General features: G+C 44.0%; 11 protein-coding genes, 2 tRNA genes and 1 rRNA gene. 5 read left to right on the top strand and 9 right to left on the bottom strand.

Translation table 11 applies throughout. From position 1 onward, the window contains the following. Both ppk1 and ppx read left to right on the top strand, forming a co-directional pair. Positions 1-1,739 (top strand): polyphosphate kinase 1 (gene ppk1 / locus IQP38_RS07780; protein WP_228010019.1); only part of this gene is annotated, 1,739 nt, incomplete at its 5' end. Further along, positions 1,723-3,228, top strand: coding sequence for an exopolyphosphatase (gene ppx / locus IQP38_RS07775; protein WP_033905789.1), 1,506 nt, complete (start codon positions 1,723-1,725; stop codon positions 3,226-3,228). The genes ppk1 and ppx, both read left to right, overlap by 17 nt. A gap of 34 nt (positions 3,229-3,262) precedes the next feature. Here ppx and IQP38_RS07770 read toward each other — a convergent pair whose 3' ends face one another. The 3 genes from IQP38_RS07770 to phoB are packed head-to-tail and all read right to left on the bottom strand — an operon-like array spanning position 3,263 to position 6,250. Further along, a complete protein-coding gene (locus IQP38_RS07770) occupies positions 3,263-4,222 on the bottom strand; it encodes a PstS family phosphate ABC transporter substrate-binding protein (RefSeq protein WP_025768852.1) in 960 nt (319 codons plus the stop codon). Further along, a complete protein-coding gene (gene phoR / locus IQP38_RS07765; RefSeq protein ID WP_005383667.1) occupies positions 4,222-5,520 on the bottom strand; it encodes a phosphate regulon sensor histidine kinase PhoR in 1,299 nt (432 codons plus the stop codon). The genes IQP38_RS07770 and phoR overlap by 1 nt, the downstream gene beginning before the upstream one ends. Before the next feature lie 40 nt (positions 5,521-5,560). Then, a complete protein-coding gene (gene phoB / locus IQP38_RS07760) occupies positions 5,561-6,250 on the bottom strand; it encodes a phosphate regulon transcriptional regulator PhoB (RefSeq protein ID WP_005381752.1) in 690 nt (229 codons plus the stop codon). A gap of 224 nt (positions 6,251-6,474) precedes the next feature. Here phoB and rdgC point away from each other — a divergent pair, with 224 nt between their 5' ends. From rdgC to IQP38_RS07745, 3 genes are all read left to right on the top strand, one after another. After that, the gene (gene rdgC / locus IQP38_RS07755) at positions 6,475-7,389 is read left to right on the top strand and encodes a recombination-associated protein RdgC (RefSeq protein ID WP_193837474.1); all 915 of its coding nucleotides are present in this window, start codon (positions 6,475-6,477) and stop codon (positions 7,387-7,389) included. 165 nt (positions 7,390-7,554) lie between these two features. Beyond that, positions 7,555-8,955: a tRNA 5-hydroxyuridine modification protein YegQ gene (yegQ, locus tag IQP38_RS07750; RefSeq protein WP_005381754.1), complete on the top strand. Its 1,401-nt coding sequence runs from the start codon at positions 7,555-7,557 to the stop codon at positions 8,953-8,955. A 2-nt stretch (positions 8,956-8,957) separates the two neighbouring features. Continuing rightward, a complete protein-coding gene (locus IQP38_RS07745) occupies positions 8,958-9,212 on the top strand; it encodes a YfhL family 4Fe-4S dicluster ferredoxin (protein WP_005381763.1) in 255 nt (84 codons plus the stop codon). Positions 9,213-9,254: 42 nt separating this feature from the next. Here IQP38_RS07745 and IQP38_RS07740 read toward each other — a convergent pair whose 3' ends face one another. The 6 genes from IQP38_RS07740 to rrf form a co-directional block, all read right to left on the bottom strand. After that, positions 9,255-9,563: a hypothetical protein gene (locus IQP38_RS07740; RefSeq protein WP_005381765.1), complete on the bottom strand. Its 309-nt coding sequence runs from the start codon at positions 9,561-9,563 to the stop codon at positions 9,255-9,257. Between the two features lie 323 nt (positions 9,564-9,886). Further along, positions 9,887-10,723, bottom strand: coding sequence for a penicillin-insensitive murein endopeptidase (gene mepA / locus IQP38_RS07735; protein ID WP_017633932.1), 837 nt, complete (start codon positions 10,721-10,723; stop codon positions 9,887-9,889). 12 nt (positions 10,724-10,735) lie between these two features. Further along, complete coding sequence (locus IQP38_RS07730; protein ID WP_017633933.1) at positions 10,736-11,068, bottom strand: DUF1904 domain-containing protein; 333 nt, start codon at positions 11,066-11,068, stop codon at positions 10,736-10,738. Between the two features lie 474 nt (positions 11,069-11,542). Then, positions 11,543-11,619: transfer RNA gene (locus IQP38_RS07725), tRNA-Trp, on the bottom strand. 34 nt (positions 11,620-11,653) lie between these two features. Beyond that, a tRNA-Asp gene (locus IQP38_RS07720) sits at positions 11,654-11,730 on the bottom strand. Between the two features lie 77 nt (positions 11,731-11,807). Beyond that, positions 11,808-11,924: ribosomal RNA gene (gene rrf / locus IQP38_RS07715) — 5S ribosomal RNA — on the bottom strand. Between the last annotated feature and the right edge of the window lie 104 nt (positions 11,925-12,028).

The raw sequence follows: 12,028 nt of genomic DNA, 5'->3' as shown, positions 1-12,028 counted from the left end.
CGCAACAAAAGTGGATCGCGAAATACTTCCGTAGAGAGGTAATGCCGCATATCACTCCCCTCCTAATGAAAGACGAGATCGATGTTCTGCAATTTCTCAAAGACGAGTACGCTTACATCGCCGTGGAACTGCGTAAAGAAGAACATTACCAGTATGCTCTGATCGAAATTCCGACCGATCACCTTCCCCGCTTTGTGATGGTACCAGAACAGAAAGGAAAGCGTCGAAAAACCATCATCTTACTTGATAATATTATCCGCCACTGTTTGGACGAGCTGTTCAAAGGCTTTTTTGATTATGATGAGCTTAGCGGCTATGCGATGAAAATGACGCGTGACGCTGAATACGATTTACGCAATGAAATCGAGTACAGCTTGCTTGAACAAATGTCAGAGGGTGTCAATCAGCGACTGACAGCAAAGCCCGTTCGCTTCGTCTACGAACGCGATATGCCGCCTCAAATGTTAGAGTTTCTGTGTAACAAACTTAATATCTCTAACTACGATAACCTTATCCCCGGCGGACGCTATCACAACTTTAAAGACTTCATCGGCTTTCCAAATGTTGGACGAGAGTATCTTGAAAATAAACCTCTCCCGCCAATGAAATGTGCCGATTTCGAAGGTTATGCCAACAGCTTTGACGCGATTAAAGCGAAAGATATTCTGCTCTATTATCCCTACCACACTTTTGACCACATTAGTGAGTTAGTGCGCCAAGCCTCCTTCGATCCCAAAGTACTTAGTATCAAGATTAACATTTATCGCGTCGCGAAAGATTCTCGCTTGATGAACTCTTTAATTGATGCGGTGCACAACGGCAAAAATGTCACTGTGGTCGTCGAACTGCAAGCTCGCTTTGATGAAGAAGCCAATATCGAATGGTCAAAAGTATTAACCGAAGCGGGTGTGCACGTCATCTTTGGTGCGCCTGGTCTTAAGATTCACTCAAAGCTACTGATGATTAGCCGCCGCGAAGGTGAAGAAATTATTCGCTACGCACACATCGGCACAGGCAACTTCCATGAGAAGACGGCACGAATTTATACCGACTTCTCCCTGCTTACGGCAGATCAAGAAATCACTAATGAAGTCCGTAATGTCTTCGGTTACATTGAGAATCCATACCGACCAGTGAAGTTCAATCACCTTATGGTATCTCCTCGTAATTCTCGAACCCAAATCTACCGCTTAATCGATAATGAAATTGCGAATGCCAAGCTAGGGAAAAAAGCCGCTCTTACGATCAAGGTCAATAACCTAGTCGATAAAGGCATCGTCAATAAGCTTTATGGAGCAAGTACTTCCGGTGTAAAAATAAACATGATAATTCGAGGCATGTGCTCATTAGTACCGGGCATTGAGGGGATCAGCGACAATATTCGCATCATCAGTATTGTTGACCGCTTTCTTGAGCACCCTCGCGTGGTGATCACCCACAATGATGGCGATCCGCAAGTTTATATCTCCTCCGCAGACTGGATGACAAGAAATATTGATCACCGTGTCGAGGTAGCAGTACCAGTCCGTGATCCACGTTTGAAACAGAGAATTATTGATATAACGAATATCCATTTTACCGATACAGTAAAGGCTCGTTTTATAGATAAAGAAATGAGTAACGCTTACGTACCACGAGGTAATCGCAAAAAAGTTCGCTCTCAAATCGCTATCTATGACTATCTTAAAAATATAGAAAAGCAAACTAGAAAACAAAATTCAGATGCCTCAAATACTTGAACAAGATACTCGCTACATTGCCGCGATAGACCTCGGCTCAAACAGTTTCCATATGGTGGTGGCCAAAGTTGTCGGCAGTGACCTACAACTGGTTAGTCGTCATAAACAACGTGTTCGCTTAGCATCAGGACTCGACAGTGAATTGAACTTAAGTCACGCCGCAATGGAGCGTGCGCTAGAATGCTTAGCCATGTTCGCTGAAAGGTTGCAAGGGCTTGATGAGTCAAATGTACGTATCGCCGCCACACACACACTAAGACGCGCTAAAAATGCCCACCTTTTCATCGAGCGTGCGAAAGAAGTGATGCCTTTCCCAATAGAAATTATCCCCGGAGAAGAAGAAGCCCGCCTGATTTACTTAGGCGTCGCGCACACTCAAGTAGAATCCAACTCCAAACTAGTCATCGATATCGGAGGCGGCAGTACCGAGATGATTATTGGACAAGAATTTGAGCCTGAGCTTCTCAACAGTAAACAGATGGGATGCGTCAGTTTTACAGAGCAATACTTTAAAAACGGCAAACTGTCAGGAAAAAACTTCAGCAAGGCGATGTTAGCGGCCGAACAAAAACTCGAGTCCATCGCTTCAACATATCGTAAAAAGGGCTGGGATATTGCTCTCGGCTCATCAGGAACCATCAAAGCGATTCAAGAAGTGCTAGTAGGATTAGGTTTTGAAGATGGCCTGATCACAGCGAGTCGACTGGATACACTTATCGAAACTCTGTGTAAATTTGATTCCATTGAAGATATTGAGCTGGCGGGTCTAACAGAAGAACGTAAACCCGTATTCGCAGCAGGCGTAGCGATTTTGTCCGCGATTTTCAAAGCGCTTCGCATTGAGCAAATGTTTTTCTCCGATGGTGCTCTACGCGAAGGCCTGTTGTACGAAATGGAAGAGCGTTTTGCACGCTCCGATATTCGCATGCGCACCACAGAAAATTTAGCCAACAAGCACCGAGTCGACTTAGAGCATGCCGCTCGTGTTAAGGGGCATGCACGTGAGATGTTATGTCAGGTACGCTCTGAACTAGGCATTAAGAAAAAGAGTGAATTATTTGACTTACTAGAGTGGGCAGCGTTGCTTCATGAAGTCGGATTAAGTATCAACTTGCGTAGTTTCCATCGCCACTCTTTTTATATTCTGTTGCACTCCACCCTACAAGGCTTCAACCGTGAGCAGCAATTAGTGCTTGCAACATTGGCTCGCTTCCAGCGTAAAGCGCTCAAATTGCAAGAACTACCAGATTTCAACCTCTATAAACAGAGTGACGTTATAAGCCTCATCAAAATATTACGACTTTCTATCGTATTAAATGGGCAGCGTAATGAAGATCCATTGCCTGATATCACCTTATCTATCAAAAATGACGAATGGATTCTCACATGCACAGATGAAGCATGGCTAGAAAACAATAAATTACTTCACGCGGATTTACAGGAAGAACAAGAACGTTGGGACAGCGCGAAGTGGACACTCACTTTCTGATCTCGTACTGCCCATACTTAAATAAAAAGTCGGCTTACAGGCCGACTTTTTTTAACTCTTCTTCTGCAAAGTCTGCCGTAATGGGCACATAACCATCTTTCTCAACCAACGCTTGTCCCTGAGCAGAAAAGATAAAGCGAATAAATTCAGCTTCAATTGGTGTTAATGGGTAATCAGGGTGCTTATTCACGTAAACATATAAGTAACGTGATAGTGGGTACTTACCACTAACAATATGTTCTCGCGTTGGAGTCACGTAGTCATTTCCCATTTTAGCCACAGGGACTAAGCGCACACCTGCCACTCGATAACCGACACCGGAATAACCAATTCCACTGATGGTTGACGCTACAGCTTGCACAACTGACGCGGAGCCTGGCTGCTCGTTAACTCGGGTCTTGAAATCGCCGCCACACAAGGCATTACTTTTGAAGTAACCATAAGTTCCAGAAACGGAGTTACGACCAAACAACTGTACGTTTCGCTTTGCCCACTGTGATTCAAGACCGAGTTGCTGCCAGTTTGTGACAAATTGACTTTCACCACAGCGTAGCGTGGCAGAAAACAAAGCATCTAATTGACTAAAGTTAAGACCTTGAATTGGATTATCTTGATGAACAAAAATACCGATTGCATCGATGGCTACCCTAAGCGCCGTTGGCTTGTAGCCATGTTCACGTTCAAACGCTTCAACCTCTCTTAAACGCATAGGGCGGCTCATGGGACCAAACTGAGCTGTTTGTTCGGTCAATGCTGGAGGGGCAGTAGAAGAGCCAGATGCTTGGACTTGCGCATTAATATTCGGGTAAATGGATTTAAACTCTTCAACCCAAAGCGTTGTCATACCCGCAAGTGTATCGGAGCCAACAGAGAGCAAGTTCCCGACAATCCCCGTCGTTTTATGATAACTCGGCAATGGTTTATCTTGAGCGGCAGCCATAAAAGAACAAACAAGCGCGAATAAACTGAATGTTTTTGCTAATCGTAAAGCCATTATTTCACCACCAAACGCTCAGGCAATACGAAAGAAAACTTACTACCCACGCCTACTTCACTGTGAATTTCTAAATGAGAGTCATGGTGACTCAGCGCGTGTTTTACAATGGCAAGCCCTAAACCACTTCCACCAGTATCACGTGATCTTGCTTTATCCACTCGATAAAAACGCTCAGTAAGTCGGTGGAGGTGCTGAGGTTCAATACCATCACCACTATCTTCCACCTCTAAGCATGCGCCTTGAGAGGTCTGGAACCAACGAACATTAATGTTCGCACCAGGCGGTGTGTATTTGACGGCATTATAAACGAGGTTAGAGATAGCACTACGTAACTGGTCATCATCGCCCAGCACGCGTAGGCTAGCATCAACATCAAATTTCAATTTATGTTGGTTGTCCCCACTAAGGCTAACCGCCTCTTTTTCTAACACTTCAAGCATCGCGGGCACATTCACGACTTCCTCAAGCTCATGCATAGGTGCCGCTTCAATTTTAGATAGTGTCAGTAGTTGGTTCACCAAACTGTTCATGCGGTTAAGCTGCTCCGTCATGACACCATGAGCTTTGCTCCACATAGGACCCACGACCATATCAGGATCTTCTGTCATCTCAAGATAACCTTGTAGCACCGTCATTGGTGTACGCAGTTCATGAGATACGTTGGCAAAGAAGTTGCGACGCATTCCCTCAAGTTGTTTTAACTGGCTAACATCACGCACCACCATCAAATGTTCACCTTCGGTATACGGTACGATACGTAGTTCTAGCATGCGTTCGACATTGAGTGGTGAACGCATTTCTAATGGCTCTGAAAAGTCTTTCTTGTTGAGGTACTTGATAAAATCAGGTGTACGAATGAGATTGGAGATAGGTTGACCTGAATCTTCTGGCCAATGGAAGCCCAGTAAGTGCTGAGCCAGCTTGTTGCACCAAACAATATTGCCTTCAGCACGGAATACCACTACCGCATCGGGTAGCGATTCTGCACCATTTCGGAATCGACGAATAAGATTAGTAAGCTCTTTTCGTTTGCGGCGTTGGCGCTGTTGTAAGCGATACAACCCATTGAACAAAGATTCCCAGTTACCGCTACCAGATGGTGGCGTGAGGCGTTTTTCATCCCATAACCAAGAAGATAAACGTACTTGGTTATGCAAATGCCACACAAGCTGCAATGCCGTAGCAGCCAAAAGCAACCACGGCATATAACCGAATATCCAACCTACTATCACCCATGGGGTGTAAAAAAAAGCCAGCTCCCAAGCCAGCTTTTTCCACGTTAATCTTTCAACCACTCATAACTCCAGAAATGGTACCGATAAGCTGCGTGTTAATTTATGCCTTCGTCGAGAAGCGGTATCCAGCACCACGAACAGTTTGGATCAGCTTATCATGCCCTGCAGCTTCCAATGCTTTACGCAGGCGGCGAATGTGAACATCAACCGTACGGTCTTCGACATACACGTTAGTGCCCCAAACATTGTTTAATAGCTGCTCACGGCTGTATACGCGTTCTTGATGCGTCATGAAAAAATGAAGCATCTTAAATTCTGTAGGGCCCATGTCTAATGGCGCATCATTAGCCGTAACACGGTGCGATACAGGGTCAAGCTTCAATCCCTGTACATCAATTACATCTTCTAGTGCAGTAGGGGTAACGCGACGAATCACCGCTTTTAGGCGTGCAACCAACTCTTTAGGAGAGAATGGCTTAGTAATGTAGTCATCCGCACCGACTTCTAAACCGCGCACTTTATCTTCTTCTTCACCACGAGCGGTAAGCATCACAACTGGAATGTTGCGCGTTAATTCCTCTCGCTTCATATGTTTGATGAAGTTAATGCCACTACCGCCTGGTAACATCCAATCCAGTAAAACTAAATCAGGGAAGGGTTCAGCCAGTTTGGTTACTGCAGTATCGTAATCTTCCGCTTCTACCGCTTGGTAACCTTTCTGCTCAAGTACGAAGCACAGCATTTCGCGAATAGGAGCTTCGTCTTCAACAACCAGAATCCTTCTAGACATAATTGAGTAACCTTATGTTCGTTGAGCTAATGAATTTAAGAGACAAAGCGCCTCTCTATGCATAAGCATTATCACTACCAATTATGACACTTTTGTGACCTTTGAAAACAAATTTTCATATAACTTTCTTTTGAGGTTCATTCGGATATTTTTCATTTCTATTAAGACATCAGCACAAAAATTCCCTATGATTAGTCCCTTGTCATCAAGCCTAGAGAAGATTTATGTGGTTTAAAAACTGTCTGGTATACCGCGTTAACCGCGAGGTTACTTTTAACGCCGAACAACTAGAAACTCAGCTGTCTGAATTCCGATTCACCCCGTGTGGCAGTCAAGACAAACAGAAATTTGGCTGGGTCAGTGCAATGGGTAGACATGGCGATATGATGACTCACGTGTCAGAAAACCGCATTCTGATTTGCGCCAAGAAAGAAGAGAAAATGCTACCTGCCTCTGTGATCAAAGAATCATTGAATGCAAAAGTAGAAGCAATGGAAGCGCAAGAAGGTCGTCCTCTGAAGAAGAAAGAGAAAGACAACCTGAAAGATGACATCGTAATGGATTTACTGCCGCGCGCATTCAGCCGCAGCAGCCACACTCACGTGCTCATCATGCCAAAAGAAGGTTTTATCCTTGTTGATGCAAGCAGCTATAAAAAAGCAGAAGATGTATTAGCATTGCTTCGTAAAACCATGGGTAGTTTACCTGTTGTTCCTGCTATTCCAGAAGTGGCGATTGAAACTACGCTAACCGAGTGGGTGAAAAGCGGTGACACACCTCAAGGTATCAGCATGATGGACGAAGCTGAGCTAAAATCCGTACTTGAAGAAGGTGGTGTGATTCGCTGTAAGAAGCAAGAGCTAACCACTGATGAAATCCGCAACCACATCGCTGCGGATAAAGTCGTGACAAAACTTGCGCTTAATTGGCAAGATCGTATTGAGTTCATTATGACGGAAGATGCAGGCATCAAACGTCTAAAATTCTCTGATGAATTGAAAGATCAAAACGATGATATTCCACGTGAAGATCAAGCAGCTCGATTTGATGCAGACTTCTCTCTAATGTGTGGAGAGTTCAGTGCTTTCCTTCCCAACCTATACGATGCGCTAGGCGGCTTAGCGAATCCTAACACATAATATTGTATAAAGGTTAACCATAACGCCCTCACTTTTTTTGAGGGCGTTTTTCTATCTGAAGCACAATTACCCTAGTCACAGTTCACATTTTGACGTAAAATTTGCGCCCCATTTCCATTAGGTGGAATTGGCCTGACTTGTGATCAGATAAAAGAGAATTGAGCAATGACAACTGAGAAAGCATTCGTGCCTGAGCTACTATCTCCAGCGGGCAGCCTGAAAAACATGCGTTACGCATTCGCCTACGGGGCAGATGCAGTTTACGCTGGCCAACCTCGCTACAGCCTTCGCGTACGTAACAACGAGTTTAACCACGAGAACCTAAAAATCGGTATCGATGAAGCCCACGCCCTAGGCAAAAAGCTTTATGTGGTATGTAACATTCAACCACACAACTCGAAGCTAAAAACGTTCATCCGTGATCTTAAGCCAATCGTAGAGATGGGTCCTGACGCATTGATCATGTCAGATCCAGGCCTAATTATGATGGTTCGTGAAGCTTTCCCAGAAATGCCAATTCACCTTTCTGTACAAGCGAACGCTGTAAACTGGGCGACCGTTAAGTTCTGGGCAGCGAATGGCGTGGAACGTGTGATCGTTTCTCGCGAGCTATCTCTAGAAGAAATCGAAGAAATTCGTGAGCATTGCCCTGAAACTGAACTTGAAGTATTCGTTCACGGTGCATTATGCATGGCTTATTCTGGTCGTTGCCTACTTTCTGGCTATATCAACAAACGTGACCCTAACCAAGGCACTTGCACTAACGCATGCCGCTGGGAATACAAAGTTGAAGAGGGTAAAGAAAACGACGCTGGTGACATCGTAGAGAAATTCGACCCGACGGAAGCACAGCCTGTCGAAGTACAAGACGAGCGTCCTGAAACCACAATTGGTCGCGGCAAACCAACAGATGAAGTCGTTCTACTTTCTGAAGCACACCGTCCAGAAGAAAAAATGGCAGCTTACGAAGACGAGCATGGTACTTACATCATGAACTCTAAAGACCTACGAGCGGTTCAGCACGTTGAACGCTTAACTAAGATGGGTGTTCACTCATTGAAAATTGAAGGTCGTACTAAATCGTTCTACTACTGCGCACGTACCGCTCAAGTTTATCGTAAAGCAATTGATGATGCTGTAGCAGGTCGACCATTCGATGAAAGCCTAATGGGTACACTAGAAAGCCTAGCTCACCGTGGCTACACTGAAGGCTTCCTACGCCGCCATACACACGATACTTACCAAAACTACGATTACGGTTACTCAGTCTCTGATGCTCAACAGTTTGTTGGTGAATTCACTGGCAAACGTCGTGGTGACATGGCTGAAGTAGAAGTAAAAAATAAGTTTCTTGTCGGTGATAGCCTTGAACTAATGACGCCAAAAGGCAATATTGTTTTCACGCTAGAGGCAATGGAAAACCGCAAGTCAGAGTCTATTGAAGACGCGAAAGGAAACGGTCACTTTGTATTCATTCCAGTACCAGCAGAGCTAGATTTAGAATATGGCCTATTAATGCGTAATCTAAACTCAGGGCAGGACACCCGTAACCCGACTGGTAAGTAACCATGGCCTTGCTCATTACTGATAAATGCATTAACTGCGACATGTGTGATCCCGAATGCCCCAATGGGGCAATCAGTATGGGAGAGAGCATTTTCGAAATTGATCCAGCGCTATGTACAGAGTGTAAGGGGCATTACGAAAAGCCGACCTGTCAGTCAGTGTGTCCAATTACAAAATGCATAATCACAGATCCGAACCATGTCGAAACTGAAGAGCAGTTGCTTGAAAAATTCGTGATTATTCAAGGGTTAGCATAAGAGCAATTAGGTTCAACTTTGGCATCAAAGTTGAACCTTTTCTCAACCTGATTTTTCAATAGGGATAATATTGCAGAATAGCTCTTTTTCAAAATGATACTCTAGTCTCTCACGCCAATTTTCCGCTTGAGAAACAGGTATTAAATAAAAGTTTTCTCGGCTCGTATCAGTAACGAAAGCCATCCCATATTGCATCAGCTCATAATGCACATCATTAACAAAACCCGGATCAAGGCGTTGACGCCCAGTCAGGTGATTCACATCCTCTCGAGTCAAAGAGACTCCTTTAGTATCACTGCTAAATCTGTGTCTTAACCACTCTGCAAATTCTTTTGCACAAATCATAGTCATGGTTTTGTCCTTGATTTACTCTTCTAACAGGAAAAGGGCATATCCCTGCCTTACACACTTGTCTGCGTTGTTATCGCTTTTTAGCCAACTGACAGACATATTGCTAAGAAACTAGAGTATCGTGACGAAAGATCTTTTTCTAAACAAAGAAGTTACAACTTACCCATACTACAACTCTTTGTTTAATTTAGATTTCTATAATATGTCCCCAAAACTAATTGGGTTAGTTTTTGTATTGGTATTATTCAATGTAGACAAAAGTATGATGTTTCTCCAGTTTCATAAAAGAGATCACCAAGTACAGATAAACCTGGAGAGTAACACTAATTAGGATTGATAAGCGGCAAGCATTGAGGTGGAACGACTTTTTTTCGTTTGGGCTTAGAGGTTGTTTTTACCCGTGGAGGGGTATCAATAGGTTTCGCTTTCGGGGCCCAACTTGCGAGCTCAACACCGCAGCCATCGCCTACTGGAGGTGGTGCTTGATCAACACAATAGTCGCTCGAATCAGGACAAGACAACCTGACGTGAAAGTGGTAATGATGCCCCCACCATGGACGTACTTTACGTAACCAAGAACGATCTTTGCCGTTTTCTTGCAAGCAAAGTTGCTCCTTAATAACAGGATGTACAAAAATTCGTGCAACATCCTTACTTTTTGAAGCGTACCGAATTAGCTTAAAGTGCCGTTCTTCCCAGCGATGATTAAGTATGGAATAACCTTTTAAATCCACCACACTCATGGGCTTAGGAAGTTGTAATTCGTTATAAGAAAGCGGTTGGTCAGCAAGTCTTAACCAGATATCGATATCTAACCCAGTTTGATGACTAGAATGACCAGAGGAGAACCTTCCACCTCTAGGTAAAGATAAATCACCAATTAGCAGAGTGGTGTTGAGATTTTGATGAGCTTTAAGCGCCAGATTTTCAATAAACTCTATCGTTTTAGGGTGCCCATAGTAGCGCTTCGTTTTACTACGTAAGACTTGATAACCAACGCCATCGAGAGGCAAGGGTAATGCACCATCTAAACAACCGTTAGCATAACTACCAATAGAGGAGGAAGAGTTTCGGGTAGGATTAACCGCAGACTCCCAAGGAGTAGAACATACTGAAGCTGAGAAACATAAACCCAAAGTTACAATGAAACTCAGCCTCATAGCCTTTAACCTTTAGTAGTGTTCGCCATTATCGTAATAAGCTTTAGGAGATAAAGCGGAAAAGATAACTGCAACATCAATATCGGCACCAGCGATAGCGCGCACTTGTTGCGTAATAAGCTTGGCAACTTCATCTTGCACTTCCTGGCCACGGTCGAACCAAAGCACTTCGACAAAAGGATATGCAGCACTCACCTCTCCCTCATTGAAAAACGTAGTGTAGATATACTCAAAAGTAAAATCCTCACGCGGACAGTCCATTAGAGGCTGAAGTTCATCCGTAAGAGGTTTTGATAATGCCTGAACAGCTTGTGGCTCTACAGCACGGAATCGAAAATGTGGCATAAACTTACTTCCTAATTATTAGCATCAATGCATGATGATAACAGGAACCAAGTCAGTAATCATCCAAGCCAATGTAACCACTGACCTTTCAATAGATTGTGAATCAGATGTGCTCGATAACGAAGAAAAAGCGTTATGAAAATTCGAAAGTAAAACAGAAAGAGCAAAGCGATACATCAACATTTAATAATTACATTACTAGAAAATAAAACTATCTGAAGCAAAGGTATGCCATATTCGTCGGATAAACATACACCTGACGTCGAAACTATACGTTAGGAATAAAAGAGCCCCTGACCTAAGCCAGAGCTTATGAACATGGGGGATAGGTGAAGTGGACCAATATCCCGGAGATATGAACTTTCAATCCCCCGATACTTTGGTATCAGAGGAATCGACAACTCTCCAACTAGTCAGATTCTCTTTTCTTCAGATGTAAAAAAGCCCCAGCATTACTGCTGAGGCTTTAGAGTATGGCAGGGGTGGAGAGATTCGAACTCCCAACACGCGGATTTGGAATCCGCTGCTCTGCCAATTGGAGCTACACCCCTGTAATTCGTGTTATTGAGACGACGCTCAAATAAGTGGCGGAGTGGACGGGACTCGAACCCGCGACCCCCGGCGTGACAGGCCGGTATTCTAACCAACTGAACTACCACTCCGCAGTGGTATCACTCGCTTTAATAAGCAAGTGTCCGCTTTTGTCTTCACTTTTCGAAAAAGTGAAAATAAAACTAAAGCCTGGCGATGTCCTACTCTCACATGGGGAAGCCCCACACTACCATCGGCGCTATTTCGTTTCACTTCTGAGTTCGGCATGGAAATCAGGTGGGTCCAAAACGCTATGGTCGCCAAGCAAATTCTTTAATCTGGAAAGCTGTTTTTTAATTCTCGTTCTTACACATTCAATGTTCTTTCATTGAGTCCATCAAAACCCCTTGGGTGTTGTATGGTTAAGCC

Origin of the sequence: Vibrio sp. OPT41, from assembly GCF_015163595.1 — a bacterium.
Lineage (GTDB): Bacteria > Pseudomonadota > Gammaproteobacteria > Enterobacterales > Vibrionaceae > Vibrio > Vibrio alginolyticus.
This window is presented reverse-complemented; position numbering and strand designations above follow the sequence as displayed.

What these genes read in the sequence shown, in the direction of transcription:
- ppx (WP_033905789.1), top strand. Translation starts at nt 1,723, where the DNA reads ATGCCTCAAATACTTGAACAAGATACTCGCTACATTGCCGCGATAGAC.
- IQP38_RS07770 (WP_025768852.1), bottom strand. Translation starts at nt 4,222, where the DNA reads ATGGCTTTACGATTAGCAAAAACATTCAGTTTATTCGCGCTTGTTTGT.
- phoB (WP_005381752.1), bottom strand. Translation starts at nt 6,250, where the DNA reads ATGTCTAGAAGGATTCTGGTTGTTGAAGACGAAGCTCCTATTCGCGAA.
- rdgC (WP_193837474.1), top strand. Translation starts at nt 6,475, where the DNA reads ATGTGGTTTAAAAACTGTCTGGTATACCGCGTTAACCGCGAGGTTACT.
- yegQ (WP_005381754.1), top strand. Translation starts at nt 7,555, where the DNA reads ATGACAACTGAGAAAGCATTCGTGCCTGAGCTACTATCTCCAGCGGGC.
- IQP38_RS07745 (WP_005381763.1), top strand. Translation starts at nt 8,958, where the DNA reads ATGGCCTTGCTCATTACTGATAAATGCATTAACTGCGACATGTGTGAT.
- IQP38_RS07740 (WP_005381765.1), bottom strand. Translation starts at nt 9,563, where the DNA reads ATGACTATGATTTGTGCAAAAGAATTTGCAGAGTGGTTAAGACACAGA.
- mepA (WP_017633932.1), bottom strand. Translation starts at nt 10,723, where the DNA reads ATGAGGCTGAGTTTCATTGTAACTTTGGGTTTATGTTTCTCAGCTTCA.
- IQP38_RS07730 (WP_017633933.1), bottom strand. Translation starts at nt 11,068, where the DNA reads ATGCCACATTTTCGATTCCGTGCTGTAGAGCCACAAGCTGTTCAGGCA.